This is a genomic window from Motiliproteus sediminis (assembly GCF_017912535.1).
GTDB classification, from domain to species: domain Bacteria; phylum Pseudomonadota; class Gammaproteobacteria; order Pseudomonadales; family Balneatricaceae; genus Motiliproteus; species Motiliproteus sediminis.
The window spans coordinates 131,210-145,774 of the sequence record NZ_JAERQK010000007.1 but is presented as its reverse complement, the minus strand read 5'-3'; the positions used below and the strand labels follow the sequence as shown (position 1 = coordinate 145,774).

Below are 14,565 nucleotides of genomic sequence, written 5' to 3'. Positions count from 1 at the left end.
TGCTGCCAACCAGGTAATCCCGATTGAAAACTAACAGAGAGCTGCTGGGCCGAGTGGCCGCTTACGTTAAACCGCACTGGGCCAAATTTCTGGTCGCGGTAGCCGCCATGGCCGTCGTTGCCAGTACCGAACCGGCGGTGGCGGCGATGATGCAACCGCTGATCGACGGCACCTTTATCGACAAAGACCCCAACGCTATCGTGATGGTGCCACTGATGTTCGTGGGCCTGTTTTTTGTTCGCGGCGTGGGGCGGATTGTTGCCACGCTGGGCGTAACCGCCGTTGCTACCCGGGTGGTCATGCAGCTACGCGTTGACCTGTTCAATCACATCCAGCACCTGCCCCAGAGCTACATGGACGCTACCACCACCGGTCGCTTGCTGTCGCGGGTGACTTACGACGTCGAGCAGCTATCCTCGACAGCCAGTAAGGTGTGGTTAATTCTGGTCCGCGACTCACTGATTATCGTCGGCCTGCTGGGCTACATGTTCTACATCAACTGGAAACTGTCGATGCTGGTGCTGATCACCGCCCCGGTGATCGCCATCATCATCAAACTGGTCAGCAAGCGGATGCGCAAGTCCAGCCGCCTGCTACAGGAGAACATGGGTAGCCTGACCCATCGGCTGGAAGAAAACCTTAAGGGCCATCGGCTGGTAAAGCTATTCCTGGCAGAGCAGTACGAAGAGAGCAAGTTCCACGGGGTGGTGAACAACCTGCGTCAGAACACCCTGAAACTGGTGGTACTGGGTGCTGCCAACTCACCCGTGGTGCAGTTTGTAATCGCTATTGCACTGGCCAGCGTGATCTATTTTGCCGCCACCCTGGAGGGCGACGCCGCCATGAGCCCGGGACAGTTCGTCTCCTTCTTTACCGCCATGGGGATGCTGTTCGCGCCCATGCGCTCCCTGACCAGCGTCAACGAGCCGCTGCAGCGCGGCATGGCCGCCGCCGAAACCCTGTTCAATCTGCTCGACCAACCGGCCGAGCCCAGCAGCGGCCGCGAGCTGCCTGCCCCCTTCAGTGGCCGGGTGACCATTCGGGATCTGGAGTTCAGCTACGGCGAAGAGCAGCCGGTACTGCGGGGAATTAACGTCGAACTGCAACCCGGCGAGACGCTGGCCCTGGTGGGCAGCTCCGGCAGCGGCAAATCCACCCTGACTCAGCTTATTGCCCGTTTTTATCAACCCACTGGCGGCAGTATTCTGTTCGATGGCGAGGATATTCAGCAGCTCAGCCTGCCCGCGGTACGCGGCCAGATTGCCTATGTTGATCAGGAAGTGTTCCTGTTCAACGACAGCGTCGCAGCCAACGTCGCTTATGGTGACCCCAATGGCATCGACGAGCAGCGGGTACGCGACGCCCTGCGCCACGCCCATGCTGAGGATTTCGTCAACGCCATGGAGGGCGGCATTTATGCCGATGTCGGCGAACAGGGCGGAATGCTCTCCGGCGGTCAGCGCCAGCGGCTGGCACTGGCACGCGCCTTTTACAAGGATGCACCGTTACTGATCCTCGACGAAGCCACCTCGGCGCTGGACAACGAGTCAGAACGTCAGGTGCAGGCCGCATTGCAAGAGATCTGTGAAGGCCGCACCACCATCATCATCGCCCACCGGCTGTCGACCATCGAACACGCCGACCGGATTCTGGTGATGGACCAGGGCGAAGTAAAAGAAACCGGCTCACACCAGGAGCTGCTGGCTCTGGATGGCATCTACCGACAGCTCTACCGGGAAATGCATTAATGCGGATAGAAAACCCTACCCTGCGAGACCTGCTGGGCCCACGGTTCTGGCTCCTCTGGCTGGGCGTTGGTCTGCTGCGTCTGCTGATCATGCTGCCGTTTTCAGCCCAACTGGCACTGGGTCGAATGATAGGGCGACTGATGTACAAGGTTGCACCCAAACGAGCAGCCGTAGCGCGTACCAATATTCGCCATTGCTTCCGCGAGTTGGACAGCGAGGCGCAAGAGCGGCTGGTGGTCGAGCATTTCGAATCTCTTGGCATCACCCTGTTCGAAACCGCCCTCAGCTGGTGGGGCAGCGAACGCAAGCTGCAACCGTTGCTGACCAAACTGGAGGGGCTTGAGCACCTGCAAGCGGTGCAAGCGGACAATCAGGGCGCCATCCTGCTCTGCGCTCATTTCACCGGCCTTGAGATCGGTGCCAAACTGCTGCTGCCCCATGCCCGTTTTGCGGTGGTTTACCGGCGCATGAACAACCCGGTGCAGGAGTACCTCACGGCCCGCGGCCGCGGCGGCCACTCCGACGAGGCGATCCCCAAAGACAATATCAAGCGGATGGTACAGCTACTGCGCAAGGGCACCTCGATCTGGTTTGCCGCCGACCAGAGCTACCGCCGCAAGCACAGCGCGCTGGTCAACTTCTTCGGCCAGCTCGCACCCACAGCCACCGTGGTCTCAACCCTTGCCCGAACGGGCAAGGCCAAAGTGTTGCCCTTTATGGTGGCGCGCAAAGGCTCGGGTTACGAGCTCAAGATTCTGCCGCCGCTGGAGGAGTACCCGTCTAAGGACCCGGTGGCGGACACCCAGCGCTATATGGACCTGATCGAATTGCAGGTGCGCCAGACGCCGGCGCAGTATCTCTGGGTCCATAAACGATTCAAGGGCGCGCCCGGCTTTGAATACTGATCCGCTTGGCGATGCTTGCAACCAACGCCGCAACGAGGCTTCCCCTATGACCGTGGAGCAAACCATCCAGCTGACCGTCGTTGTCCTGACCAAGAACTCCGGCAACCTGCTCCGTCGCTGCCTCGAAAGCGCTGCTTGGGCGGACGAGCTGTTGGTCTATGACAGCGGCAGCAGTGATGAGACCCTCACCATCGCCCAAGAGCTGGGCGCCCGGGTCGTAACCGACACCGATTGGCAGGGGTTCGGGCGCCAACGTCAGAAGGCGCAGGAGCACGCTCGGGGCGAATGGCTGTTCTGGCTGGATAGTGATGAGGTGATATCCCCCGAACTGCGCCAGTCTATTGAGCAAGTCCTGAGAGCACCGGAGCGAGGCTGCGCTTATCGCTGTGCCCGCCTCACCGATTACTTTGGCCGTTTCATTCGTCACAGTGGCTGGTATCCCGACCAGGTGGTGCGCCTGCACCGCGCCGCCGACTATGGCTACAACGACGCCCAGGTCCATGAAGCGATCGACTGCCCGCGTGATCGGGTACGGGAACTTGCCGGCGACCTGCATCACTACACCACCGAGTCCTTTGCCGCCTATATGACCAAATCGGTGCGTTATGCCGACGACTGGGCCCGCGACCGCTACAGCCGCGGCAAGCGGGTCAGCGTAGCCGGCGTACTGTTACGCTCGTTCTGGATGTTTGTGCGCAAGTACCTGCTGCAGCGGGGCATTCTCGACGGCAAACACGGCCTGCTGCTGGCGGTTCAGTCCACTCACTATACCTTTAACAAGTACTTCGCCTTGTGGGTACTGGCCCAGAAACAGCGGCAAGACTAACGGTTTTTTGCCACCCATTTACGCAACCGCAACTGCCCCTCGACCCATTTGCCAGGCAGCAACACAGCACGCAGGCTGGTCTGTCGCAGCCAGTCGGCCAGATTGCCTTCGATGCGCCAGTCCGGATCACAGTATTTGCGGTACAGCCGCTGCCAGCCCAAATGGGAGAGATAGGTGATAGTGCCGCTGAGGCGATTGGCACGCTCGTCACCCGAAAACTTGCTGTTCAGCCCCAACCCGATAACCGCGGGCTCCCCCACCACCAGATTGTTGGCGTAGCAAAGATCGCTGGTACGCTTTAGTTCCGGGTTGCAGTGGTGCAGATGATCAATGCGGATCGAATCATCAAACCGCTGCAGCGCCGCCAACCAGAACTTCTGGGTGCAGTCCGGCGGAAAGTAGGGGCTGCCCAGTCCCTGCACCTTGCCCAGTTTTTCAGGATCAAACGGATAATCCTCGAACAACGGCAGATCCCAGAGCGCCAGCAGATCCTCGGTGAGACCAAAATAGAAGAAATCGCAGGCGTGAAATACCACCGGCATTCCCTTGGCGTACTCACGAGTGAAAGTGTTATTAACCACCACCCGCTGCTGCAGAAACGCATACTCGGGATGGCGCTTATCGAATCGCTGCTGCAGCGCCTTGAACTGGTCGCCGACCAGAAAGTTATCCGAGCGCAGCTTCATCGCGTAGCGGGTTTTGACTCGCTTGAGCCCTTCGCGCGACGACACGATCTGACGATTATTGTTCAGCTTGCCCGGCTCGCCGTCAGCGAGATAGCGGTAGATATTGGGACCGGGGTCGTCACAGAGCACCAGCTCGTCAAAGTCGAGCCCATCCAGGTTTTGTTCATGCCAGGTAGACAAGATAATGTGCGCCCCCGGCAGGTACTGGCGCACACTTTTAAGACTGCGATAGGTGATGCCTTCATCCATCGGTCGATCGGCCAATGCCTGCACCGGTCCCTGGACCACCACGCTGATATCACGGTTGTCGATCATGGTTCCGTCCCCAATCACTGCTCGCCGAGGTAAGCGGTGTATTCATCTGGAGTACCGCAGAAGATTACCTCTTCGCGCTCGATAACCGAGAAGCGAATATCGCAGCCGTCGCGAATCGCCAGATTGTACATCGGCGCCACGTACTGCTCACCGGCGTCCAACTGGCTCTTATCCAACCGCGCGTATTGATCGTAGTAACGGCGATACAGATCGGCGCTGCCCCAATGGTACAAGCCAGTACAGCAGTACTCCGAGATCTCCTGCTTCTCGGCGGTGCGGATCACGCGATCCGAGCCCGGCTGCTGCGGCTCGATATTACTCCAGTTTTTACCGCTGCCGATGAAGGTTTCCAGATAGCCGTCCGCAAGATCGCAAAACGACGGTTTGCGGTAGCCGGGTCGGAAGGTATCGATATTGAAGATGTACAGCGGCTCACCGGAATAACCATTCAACGCCAAGGCGACTGTTTCCGCCTGGCCTGCAGTTTCACGATCAAGCACCACCAGTTCAAAATCGGTTATTCCGAGACGCTCTGCTTCGGCAGCAACAAAGGCCGGGGTATCGTAGTCGCTGCGCACCACAAACAGAAAACGGTCCTGCTCGAAATAGTCGGCAAAGCTGTTCACCGCATGGGCAAAAAGGGTCTCATCCCGGGCCTTGAGCATGTATTTCGGTTGGGTATAGCCGGCTTTGAAAAAGCGCGACGACAGCCCTGCCATCGGAATCACGAACATCAGCTTTCCTTCTCCAATTCGGCATAGAGCCGGTAGGCGTTAGCCAGCATGGTAAGCTGGCGGTCAGGCCGGTCGGCATGCAGTGGCAGCATCGACAGAAACAGGTGCACGTTGATCGCCCGAATACTGGCCATTTTTTCGGGTTGTCCGCCGAAGAACACCTCTTCAAACACTTGCTTGATCGACTGGTGATAATCAAACCAGTCATCTCTCAATTCCAGCAGCTGCTCAGTCTGATTGCCGGATGCCTCAAGCCGCCCAGCGACGATCAGATCATAGAGACCGTGCACCGAGTGATACAACTTGGCGTAGTCATAGCGCTGATCCCCAAAAATGGAGGGCTTGCCGTCAAGATCAATACCACGCGGATCAACCACCTTGATTCGCCGCGTACGGAAATCGTAGAGAATGTTGCTGAAGCAGAAATCACCATGGACAACCGCAACATCGGCAACACCGGCAGGCCCAATCCACTGGCTGCTCTTCTCCGCCATCTCCAGCGGAGAGGGGAACCGACGGCCGTTGAAGCTAACCGGACTGTCAATATCCCATCCGCTGGCTGCACCAAACTGGCGCAAACGCGCCAGGGTTTTGGGTAGGTAAAGCCCTTCCAGCGAGTCCGGCGCCAACGTCGCCGACTCAGCGGCCAAACGCCCCAGGCTCATGAAGTGACGACAGGAGTGAAAGATACTGCGCCAGGTCTCTTTGGCCAGCCGCCCGAATACAAACAGATCGCTTAACGGCAGGTTATATACATACTCCAGGGTATAACGGGAACGCCCCTCGGCGACCTCCGACGATAGCAACTTGGGCGCAAACACCGACAAGCTCGGCGGTACCTCGGAAAACCAGTGAATCTCACCCCGCACCTTGGCGTGGTTATCACTGCTCTTGACCACCGTCCGGCCATCAATCTGCAACGCGTTAAAACTGCGTTGAGTGGTAAATCCGGCGCGTGAGCCAAAGTAGGCATTGATATGGCCGAAATCATACCAACCCAGCACCGGCAGTGGCGTCAGCGTTTGCTCAAGGTGGTAGTCGCTAAGCGCGGGCACAAAGCCGCCCTGGTTCATCGCCAGGTATCGGACCAGAGAACGGGCACAACTGAAAGCAAAGAACCCGCTCAGGACCTCTTCATCGTCGACCGCCATCCGCTCCAGCAGAAACGGCACCTCGTCCGGGTTAACCATCGCCCGGCGGTAATAGCCGGTGTTCGGTGAGACGCTGACCAGGTCAAGGCCTTCGGGTAGCGCTGGGTAAAGGGTGTCACCGTGAAGGATGCGCAGCTCGCCCTGATCGACACCGGTCATGTTCAAACAGTAAAGGACCGATTGCCCCAGACTCAAACCTTCCGGAACCCGGATCAACTCCACCTGATGAGCCTCTATGTATTGCTGTTCGTATTCACTGAGCTCGAAGCTGGCAGGAATCGACAGGTAGATGGGCTGGCCAAAGCGCTCAGCCAGCTCGATCTGATACTCATAGAGGCAGCGATTACCAACGGGCAGAAAGCTGGGTGGCAGCAGTCCGATCTCGCTGACAAACTCCTGATCAATATAAGCGCCCGAGGTAATCAGAAACATCTCACTTGGCCCCCGAGTGTGCGGTCGCTTCGGTATCCAGCAGCGCTTTCACTTCCGCCGGCGACAACGCAGCAAACTCCGACGGCCGCAGCGCTTTGTCGTCGACATAAAAACCCTCGGTACCACACCAGGGCTTGCCGACGATCACCTCGTCAAAGGGAATCCGGTGCTGCGCAAGCCAATCCAGAATCACCGGCAGTGTGTGGACGTTAATCTGCCCCACATTACCTTCATAGGTCCGCATATTGCGGGCGGTGTAAATGACGATCTGAAAGCCCAGGCGCTGGTACTGCCGTAACTTCTCGACCACCGCTGCGTTGGGCTCCTTATCGGGATAGGGGCCGGGGGCATCGATAGTCAGCGTGCCGTCGAGATCAATTACCAGCTTTTTCATAACACCACTCCCTGACGATCAGCTTTGCGTGAGGCGGATAAAGAACGCGTGGGTGTCCGCCACCGCGCGATCCACCGTGAACAGCTCGCCCAAGCGCACTCTCGCCGCCGCCCCCATCTTCTGGCGACTATCGGCATCATCTACCAAACGTTGCATCGCTGCGGTCAATTGCTCAGCTTTACCGGGCTCGACCACGATGCCGCTGACATCAGGCTCAACCAACTCGGCGCTACCACCGGTATCACTGACGATAGGTGCAACCCCGTAGGCCATCGCCTCAATAACCGTTTTCGGAAGGCCTTCACGCTTGAGCGACGGCAGCACCGAGATATCACAGGCACTGACCAGTTGCGGTACATCTTTGCGAAAGCCCGCCACATGGATCCGCTGACTGGCGGGCGAAGTGCTCACCAACTGCTGAAATTCCGGCGCGTCCATACCGCCACCAACCAGGATCAGGTGTACCTCCTGAGCTGACTGCAGCTGCCCAAACGCCTCGATCAAAAGCGGCATCCCCTTGCGTGGGCGGGCATTGGCGACGCAGATCACCTTCACCGCCTCCGCCGGAATGCCGAACTCCTGGGTAAGGTCGGCAGGCTGGGTATTTTCATACCAGGCCAGATCATGGCCCTTGTAAACAGTGATCACCCGCTCCTCCGGCAGAAAAACGCGGGGACGCAAGTCATCGCGTACCGCATTGGCAACGCCGATAATGCCGTCTACACGGGGGTTCAAGTGAGTCAGATAACTGGCCGGATCATGGCGGTAGATATTACCGGTCTGGCCCCGATAGTTAACCACCTTGACCGGCAGCCCGACGGCAGCCAGCAAGCCGCTGGTAATCGCCTTATTGTTAAACAGGTAAAGCACGTCGTAGCGCCCACGCTTCAGCTCAGCACGAATCCGCTCGATTGCGCTCCAACTAAACTTCTTACGCGGGTGAAAATCAATCACCTCGACGCCCTGGTCGCGAAACCGCGGTACGTACTCGGCATCGCCCTGGGTCATCAGGGTCACATCGACTCCAGCGTGCTTGAGGCCGATGATCATTTCGGCTTCCGGGCGGACGCTGTTCCAAGTATCGGTATAGGAGCTGATGACCAGTAGTTTCATGGGATGTGAGGCTCTGTGCGAAAAAAGGGCATTCTATCACCCGTGCCGCTCGATGGCATAAACCGCACCACGACACAGACAGGGTATACTCTGCGCAAACCGAAACAAGATGACATCATGCCGCATATCGTACATATCAACCTGTCGAGCGCATTCGGGGGCGGTGAACGCCAGACCGCCAACCTGCTCAGCTATCTCAGCAAGCAACCCGGCCTTCAGCAAACCCTGATCACCAAGCCGGGCAATCCGCTGGCCGACCTTGGCCGCGCCGCAGGATGTCAGGTTGTCAGTGCCAGCAATCAGTTGCAGGTCCATTTCAACCAGGCCTGCGGTGGCGCCGACTTGGTGCACTGCCATGATGGCCGCTCCGTCTATTGGGGATGGCTACATCGTAGGTTGACCGGAACGCCCTATGTCATCACTCGACGCGTTGAACACGCGCTATCCAGCCGCTGGCTAACCCGGCAGACCTATCGTAACGCCAGCGCAGTTATCTGCCTCAGTCGCGCGATTCAGGCGCAAGTGCAGAAGATCGCTCCCGAGCAGCAACGACCGCTGATTCCTTCCGCCTGTTTTCCGGTCCCGGCGGACCAAGCCACGGTAACTACGCTACGGAAACGTTTCGCCGGCAAACGCCTGATAGGGCAGATCGGCGCCCTGATCGACCTGAAAGGGCAGCAGTTCACTCTGGAGGTGGCACGCAAAATGGCGCAAACCCATCCCGAGCTGCATTTCCTGTTTCTCGGCTCGGGGCCGAATCAGGAAGCGCTACGGGAACAGGCCGAAGGATTGTCCAATGTAACCTTCGAAGGACAAGTTCAAGGCATCGGCAGCTACCTCGCCTGCATGGAGGTGCTGCTGATGCCGTCACTCAAAGAGGGGTTCGGCTCCACCATTCTGGAAGCGATGCATCACCATGTGCCGGTAATCGCCTCCGAGGTCGGCGGGATACCCGATATTATTCAAAGCGGCAAAAACGGCCTGCTGGTCCCGGCAGCGAACAGCGATGCGCTGCGCCAGGCGCTGTTACAGCTGATCGAGTCCCCGAACCTGAACCAGCAACTGACCGCAGGCGGAGCCGGAACGGTCAGGATGTATGCACCCGAAGTGGTCTTTAGCCAGTGCTGGGAGCTGTATGAGCAGCTGTGGCAGACCTAAAGGTCTCGACGCTGCATACAACCAACCACTTCCGCAACCGTCACATCCTTGATGCCGTGCCCTTCAGGCAACTCCCGCACCCCCATCAGCTCGCTGCGGCCGCCAAGATCAGCTCGCAGGATGTCGGTCTTGTCGGTCAGCGGCGGGGTGTAGTCCGGGGTCGTAGTGCGGTAGATCGCAATCACATGACAATCAACCGCAGCGGCCACATGCATCAGCCCCGAATCGTTGCTGATCGCCACATCGGCCAGCGCCAGCAGATCGACGGCATCTTCAAGGCGAGTTTTGCCGCACAGGTTAAGAATCGGGGCGTTAGTCTGCGCCTGAATCCGGGTGGCCACAGCCTCGTCCTTGGGAGAACCCAGACACCATACCTGATAGCCCTGCTCGGTCAGCTGCTCCGCCAGTTGCGCCCAGTGTTGCTCCGGCCACTGTTTGGCGGGGCCGAACTCAGCTCCCGGCAGCAGCGCCGCTACCGGACGCTCAAGCTGCAACGCCAGCTCGGCGATCAGACGCTGTTGATTGCCGGCATCGACATGCAGCGACGGATTAATGATTTCCGGGGCGCTAACGGAGGGTTCCAGCCCCAACGCCACAAAACGCTGCACCGCCAGCGGCAGACGCCTTTTATCCAACAGGCGCATATCATTCAGCAAACCGTAACGCATCTCACCGCGAAAGCCGGTTCGCACCGGGATGGACGCAAAGAACGGCACCAGCGCCGCCTTCAGCGAACGCGGGATCACGATGCTGCGGGAGTAACGATTGGCCTCCAACTGACGCCCTAGCTGCAGTCGCTTTCGAAAGCCCCATTCACCGTGTTTGACGTCAAGGTTAATCGCCTCGTTAACCTCCGGCATCCGCGCTAGGATCGGGTGTGACCACGCCGGTGCAACCACATCAATCCGGCACTCGGGCTCGGCCCGTTTAAGCGCCTTGAATAACGACTGCGCCATTACCATGTCGCCGACCCAGGAGGGGCCGACTATCAACCACCGATTTATCACCCGCTACTGTTCCCTGTGCAACCACTGCATATATTCGCCCACACCCTCTTCAACACTCCTGAAGGGTTCGGCATAGCCGACGCCGCGCAGCTTGCTGATGTCGGCTTCGGTAAAGCTCTGGTACGCCCCCTTGAGATGATCCGGAAAGGGAATATATTCGATCTCACCGTGACCGTGATAAGCGATCACCGCATTGGCGACATCGTTGAATGACTGACAACGACCGCTACCGAGGTTATAGATACCACTGAGCTCAACACGGGGATGATCAAGGAACCACAGATTCACCTTGACCACGTCACCCACATAAACAAAATCACGTTTCTGCTCACCGGCCTGATAGTGATCGTAGCCCCCGAACAGTTTGGGGTTCTCGCCGGCATGAATCTGGTTGTTGAGATGAAACGCAACGCTGGCCATGCTGCCCTTGTGCTGCTCGCGCGGGCCATAGACGTTGAAATAGCGCAGCCCTACCACCAGGCTTTTGAAGCGCGCCTGGTGAGCGCGGACATACTGGTCGAACTGCCACTTCGAGTAGCCGTAAACATTCAGCGGGCCTTCACAGCCCAGCTCTTCACGGAAGGTCTCGGTTTTGCCATAGGTGGCGGCTGATGATGCATAAATGAAGGGCACCTGGCGCTCAACACACCAGTTCAGCAGCGACTTGGAGTACTCGTAGTTGTTATCCATCATGTATTTGCCGTTCCACTCGGTGGTCGCCGAGCAAGCGCCCTCATGAAAGACCGCGGTCACGCTGTCAAAACGCTCACCGGAACGGATCCGCTGGATAAAGTCGTCCTTGTCGAGGTAGTCGAGAATCTGACAGTCCTGCAGATTCCAGAACTTGTGACCGTTGGTGAGGTTATCCACCACCAGAATGTCAGTGACACCGCGCTGGTTCAGCCCCTTGACGATGTTGCTGCCGATCATGCCGGCACCGCCGGTGACAATAATCATGAGCCTTTGTTCTCCTCACTGGTGCGGATACGGCGAACGATATTGGTGGTCGAACAACCATCCAGAAAGCCCAGAATAATCACTTCGCCGCCATTATTGATTACCGCCTCGCCGCCGGCGACATCTTCCGCCTTGTAGTCTCCCCCCTTGACCAGAATATCGGGCAGGAGTTCGCGGATCAGCTCCGCCGGCGTGTCGTCGGGGGAATCCTTGCCAAAGGCGATCACCCAATCCACACTGGCCAGACCGGACAGCACTGCCATTCGCTGCTCCAAGGTATTGATGGGGCGCTCCGGGCCTTTCAGCCGATTCACGGAATCATCGGTATTGACCGCCACCACCAGCCGGTCCCCCAGCGAGCGCGCCTGTTCCAGATACTGCACGTGGCCGGCGTGCAAAATATCGAAACAGCCGTTGGTCATCACGATCTTTTCGCCCCGAGCACGTGCCGCGTTCAGTTGGCGCTGCAGCGCGTGCAGCCCCAGCACGCCGGTTTCCTCCGCCGAATCACCCAACACCGCCCGATTGAGTTCCTCCGCCGACACCGTCGCCGTGCCTAATTTACCGACCACAATGCCGGCGGCCAGATTTGCCAGACGGGTAGCATCGGCTGCGCTCTCACCGGCCGCAAGGGCCGCCGCCAGCGTGGCGATCACCGTATCACCGGCACCGGTGACGTCATACACCTCCCGGGCGACGGTGGGGATATGCAGCTCGTCATCACAGCGGACCAGCGCCATACCGCGTTCGCTGCGGGTAATCAATAAACCACCCAGCTGACAACCGTCGATCAGTTGGTGCGCTTTGGCCACCAGCTCGTCGTCATCCCGCCACTCTCCGGCAACGGCGGCAAACTCGGACTCGTTGGGAGTGATCAGGGTGGCGCCGCTGTAGCGGCTGAAGTCGGTGCCCTTGGGGTCCACCAGTACCTGTTTACCGGCCGCCCGCGCGCGGCTGATCATGGCACGAATTTCGTCCAGACAACCCTTGCCGTAGTCGGAAAACACCACCACATCAGCGCTGTCCAGTACCCGATCAAAACGGCTGAGCAGGTGAGCATGATCGTAATCGGCAAAGCCGTCCTCGAAGTCGAGCCGGATCAGTTGCTGATTGCGACTCATCACCCGCAGCTTGGTGATGGTATCCGAACCCTCGACTACTTCGAATTCGCAGGCCACACCCGCCTCTGCCAGCTGCAGCCGCAACGTATCCGCCGCCTCATCCTTGCCCACCAGTGATAACAGTGTCGCCTGACCGCCAAGCGCGGCAATGTTAACCGCCACGTTACCGGCACCACCGACACGCCCTTCATGATCCTTGATATGCACCACTGGCACCGGTGCTTCCGGAGAGATACGCTGGGTGGCACCGTGCCAGTAGCGGTCGAGCATCAGGTCACCGACTACCAGAACCCGGCTACGGCCAAAATCGGGAATAAAATGCTGCATCCGTATTAATCCTTGCTCGCCAACTGAGCATCGACCACTTCACACAACCAGTGGCCGATAAAGATGTGCGCTTCCTGGATCCGCGCCGTTTCATCATCCGGCACGATCACGGAAAGGTCCGCCAGACCTGCCAACTGACCGCCATCACGACCCAGCAATACAGCCGATTGAATGCCCCGTTCGCGCGCCTTATCAACCGCCTGAATCACGTTGATACTATTGCCGGAGGTACTGATACCAATAAACAGGTCACCGGGGCGAGCCAGCCCTTCAACCTGGCGCGCAAACAGGGAGTCAAAGCTGTAGTCGTTGCTGTGCGCGGTGAGGATAGAGGAGTCGGTGGTCAGGGCGATGGAGGCCAGCGGCCCCCGCTCGGCTTTATAGCGCACCATAAATTCGGCCGCCAGGTGCTGGGCGTCCGCCGCGCTGCCACCGTTGCCGGCCCACAGCACCTTACCGCCGGCGCGCAGACACTGGATAACCGCCTCAGCCAACTGCTCTACTTGCGGCTGCAATGCGTCCAGCTTATCGAACAACTGGCGATGGCGCTTCAGCGCCGCGTCAAAACTACTTTTCACGCTCTATCCACCCGTAAACCCTGAGAAGGGCGCCATTATAGCAGAGGCCAGCAAGCCGAAACCACGACCTTGCCGAAGGCTATTGACACCCTCCAAGTTTCGGGATTAAATACGCGCCTCTTGCTGCCCGGATAGCTCAGTTGGTAGAGCAGAGGATTGAAAATCCTCGTGTCCGTGGTTCGATTCCGCGTCCGGGCACCACTTACTTCAAAGGCTTGCGATTAACCGCAGGCCTTTGTTGTTTCTGGGGTGTGTCAAAACCGTACCGTCCACGTGTCCCGCCGCTTTTCTGAGGTGTTCGCCCGCCATGTGCGCGTAGCGTAAAACCATCTCAAACGACGACCATCCACCCAATTCCATCAACTCGTATAAGCTGGTCCCGTTCTGCACGTGCCAGGATGCCCAGGTATGCCTGAGATCGTGCCAGCGAAAGTCCGAGATACCGGCTCGTTTGAGTGCCTTGTACCACGCCTTGGTGGTGGTCCGGTCCACCGGTTCACCGTGGTAGGTGAAGCAGTATTCCGGATGCTGCCCCTGCTGTCCGATCAGAACCTGAAGGGCGTCCTGATTGAGCGGCACCGCAAAGGCTTTGCGCGACTTGGACTGATCAGCATGAATCCACGCCATACCGGTGGCCAAGTTCACCTGCTCCCACCGGAGGTACGACACATTCCGTTGCCGCAGACCCGTTGCCAGGGAGAACCGCGCCATCACTTCCAGATGGGGCGGCAACTCCTTCAATAACCGGTCGGCCTCCTTGGGGCGTAGCCAACGCACTCGTTTTTGTGGCTCCCGATAGAGGCGGAAATGGGGCACCTTGTCGATCCAGTCCCACTCATTGCGCGCCATTCGCAGAATCGCTCGCATCAGCGCCAGATAACGATTGGCGGTTGAAGGGCTGCTTTCGGCCCGTTTGATCCGGCCGATCTCGTCGATCAAGTCCCGATCAATCTGGTCCAGATACCTGTCCCGAAGGTAGGTATCCAGCCACTTCAATTTGCCCACGTCTTTCTGGTGATCCGCTTTCTCCTGCGTATCGGCCAGCCACCGCACCACAGCCTCCTGCCAGGTGCGCCGGGGTTTTTCCCCCAGCATGTGAATACGCCATGCCTC

General features: G+C 58.7%; 14 protein-coding genes and 1 tRNA gene. 5 read left to right on the top strand and 10 right to left on the bottom strand.

Translation table 11 applies throughout. The features are described from left to right. Positions 1-23 precede the first annotated feature (23 nt). The 3 genes from msbA to JJQ76_RS13155 are packed head-to-tail and all read left to right on the top strand — an operon-like array spanning position 24 to position 3,479. A complete protein-coding gene (gene msbA, locus JJQ76_RS13165; protein WP_210397318.1) occupies positions 24-1,748 on the top strand; it encodes a lipid A export permease/ATP-binding protein MsbA in 1,725 nt (574 codons plus the stop codon). Then, positions 1,748-2,653, top strand: a complete 906-nt coding sequence (lpxL, locus tag JJQ76_RS13160; protein WP_210397317.1) for an LpxL/LpxP family Kdo(2)-lipid IV(A) lauroyl/palmitoleoyl acyltransferase — start codon at positions 1,748-1,750, stop codon at positions 2,651-2,653. The genes msbA and lpxL overlap by 1 nt, the downstream gene beginning before the upstream one ends. Positions 2,654-2,699: 46 nt before the next feature. After that, on the top strand, positions 2,700-3,479 hold the full coding sequence (locus JJQ76_RS13155) for a glycosyltransferase family 2 protein (protein ID WP_210397316.1): 780 nt from the start codon (positions 2,700-2,702) through the stop codon (positions 3,477-3,479). On the opposite strand, the gene JJQ76_RS13150 is transcribed toward JJQ76_RS13155, so the two are convergent. Genes JJQ76_RS13150 through JJQ76_RS13130 form a run of 5 tightly spaced genes read right to left on the bottom strand, consistent with a single transcriptional unit; the run spans position 3,476 to position 8,304 of the window. Then, entirely contained in the window at positions 3,476-4,480 is a 1,005-nt protein-coding gene (locus JJQ76_RS13150; RefSeq protein WP_210397315.1) for a WavE lipopolysaccharide synthesis family protein, read from the bottom strand. The genes JJQ76_RS13155 and JJQ76_RS13150 overlap by 4 nt on opposite strands. A gap of 14 nt (positions 4,481-4,494) precedes the next feature. Continuing rightward, on the bottom strand, positions 4,495-5,214 hold the full coding sequence (locus JJQ76_RS13145) for a glycosyltransferase family 2 protein (protein ID WP_246480752.1): 720 nt from the start codon (positions 5,212-5,214) through the stop codon (positions 4,495-4,497). After that, on the bottom strand, positions 5,214-6,797 hold the full coding sequence (locus tag JJQ76_RS13140) for a hypothetical protein (RefSeq protein WP_210397314.1): 1,584 nt from the start codon (positions 6,795-6,797) through the stop codon (positions 5,214-5,216). Before JJQ76_RS13140 ends, JJQ76_RS13145 begins: the two co-directional genes overlap by 1 nt. 1 nt (position 6,798) lies before the next feature. After that, positions 6,799-7,191: an HAD hydrolase family protein gene (locus JJQ76_RS13135; RefSeq protein ID WP_210397313.1), complete on the bottom strand. Its 393-nt coding sequence runs from the start codon at positions 7,189-7,191 to the stop codon at positions 6,799-6,801. A gap of 18 nt (positions 7,192-7,209) precedes the next feature. After that, positions 7,210-8,304 carry a glycosyltransferase family 4 protein gene (locus JJQ76_RS13130; protein ID WP_210397312.1) on the bottom strand — a complete coding sequence of 365 codons (1,095 nt, stop codon included), beginning with the start codon at positions 8,302-8,304 and terminating at the stop codon, positions 7,210-7,212. A 117-nt stretch (positions 8,305-8,421) separates the two neighbouring features. Between JJQ76_RS13130 and JJQ76_RS13125 the strand changes: the two genes are divergently transcribed. Next, positions 8,422-9,462: a glycosyltransferase family 4 protein gene (locus JJQ76_RS13125; RefSeq protein ID WP_210397311.1), complete on the top strand. Its 1,041-nt coding sequence runs from the start codon at positions 8,422-8,424 to the stop codon at positions 9,460-9,462. Here the strand turns inward: JJQ76_RS13125 and waaF are convergent. The 4 genes from waaF to JJQ76_RS13105 are packed head-to-tail and all read right to left on the bottom strand — an operon-like array spanning position 9,459 to position 13,452. Further along, positions 9,459-10,469 carry a lipopolysaccharide heptosyltransferase II gene (gene waaF, locus JJQ76_RS13120; protein WP_343232539.1) on the bottom strand — a complete coding sequence of 337 codons (1,011 nt, stop codon included), beginning with the start codon at positions 10,467-10,469 and terminating at the stop codon, positions 9,459-9,461. The genes JJQ76_RS13125 and waaF overlap by 4 nt on opposite strands. 3 nt (positions 10,470-10,472) lie before the next feature. After that, positions 10,473-11,426: an ADP-glyceromanno-heptose 6-epimerase gene (gene rfaD, locus JJQ76_RS13115; RefSeq protein WP_210397310.1), complete on the bottom strand. Its 954-nt coding sequence runs from the start codon at positions 11,424-11,426 to the stop codon at positions 10,473-10,475. Then, positions 11,423-12,874 carry a bifunctional D-glycero-beta-D-manno-heptose-7-phosphate kinase/D-glycero-beta-D-manno-heptose 1-phosphate adenylyltransferase HldE gene (gene hldE, locus JJQ76_RS13110; RefSeq protein ID WP_210397309.1) on the bottom strand — a complete coding sequence of 484 codons (1,452 nt, stop codon included), beginning with the start codon at positions 12,872-12,874 and terminating at the stop codon, positions 11,423-11,425. Before hldE ends, rfaD begins: the two co-directional genes overlap by 4 nt. 5 nt (positions 12,875-12,879) lie before the next feature. Continuing rightward, a complete protein-coding gene (locus tag JJQ76_RS13105; RefSeq protein ID WP_210397308.1) occupies positions 12,880-13,452 on the bottom strand; it encodes a D-sedoheptulose-7-phosphate isomerase in 573 nt (190 codons plus the stop codon). 125 nt (positions 13,453-13,577) lie between these two features. On the opposite strand from JJQ76_RS13105, the gene JJQ76_RS13100 reads away from it, so the two are divergent. After that, positions 13,578-13,653 (top strand) — tRNA-Phe (locus JJQ76_RS13100). Between the two features lie 6 nt (positions 13,654-13,659). On the opposite strand, the gene JJQ76_RS13095 is transcribed toward JJQ76_RS13100, so the two are convergent. After that, positions 13,660-14,547, bottom strand: a complete 888-nt coding sequence (locus tag JJQ76_RS13095) for a tyrosine-type recombinase/integrase (RefSeq protein ID WP_210397307.1) — start codon at positions 14,545-14,547, stop codon at positions 13,660-13,662. Between the last annotated feature and the right edge of the window lie 18 nt (positions 14,548-14,565).

Bases quoted from the DNA above. Each gene is read 5' to 3' on its own strand.
- hldE (WP_210397309.1), bottom strand. From the start codon at position 12,874: ATGCAGCATTTTATTCCCGATTTTGGCCGTAGCCGGGTTCTGGTAGTC.
- JJQ76_RS13150 (WP_210397315.1), bottom strand. From the start codon at position 4,480: ATGATCGACAACCGTGATATCAGCGTGGTGGTCCAGGGACCGGTGCAG.
- JJQ76_RS13135 (WP_210397313.1), bottom strand. From the start codon at position 7,191: ATGAAAAAGCTGGTAATTGATCTCGACGGCACGCTGACTATCGATGCC.
- JJQ76_RS13145 (WP_246480752.1), bottom strand. From the start codon at position 5,214: ATGTTCGTGATTCCGATGGCAGGGCTGTCGTCGCGCTTTTTCAAAGCC.
- rfaD (WP_210397310.1), bottom strand. From the start codon at position 11,426: ATGATTATTGTCACCGGCGGTGCCGGCATGATCGGCAGCAACATCGTC.
- JJQ76_RS13140 (WP_210397314.1), bottom strand. From the start codon at position 6,797: ATGTTTCTGATTACCTCGGGCGCTTATATTGATCAGGAGTTTGTCAGC.
- lpxL (WP_210397317.1), top strand. From the start codon at position 1,748: ATGCGGATAGAAAACCCTACCCTGCGAGACCTGCTGGGCCCACGGTTC.
- JJQ76_RS13095 (WP_210397307.1), bottom strand. From the start codon at position 14,547: ATGCTGGGGGAAAAACCCCGGCGCACCTGGCAGGAGGCTGTGGTGCGG.
- JJQ76_RS13155 (WP_210397316.1), top strand. From the start codon at position 2,700: ATGACCGTGGAGCAAACCATCCAGCTGACCGTCGTTGTCCTGACCAAG.
- JJQ76_RS13125 (WP_210397311.1), top strand. From the start codon at position 8,422: ATGCCGCATATCGTACATATCAACCTGTCGAGCGCATTCGGGGGCGGT.
- JJQ76_RS13130 (WP_210397312.1), bottom strand. From the start codon at position 8,304: ATGAAACTACTGGTCATCAGCTCCTATACCGATACTTGGAACAGCGTC.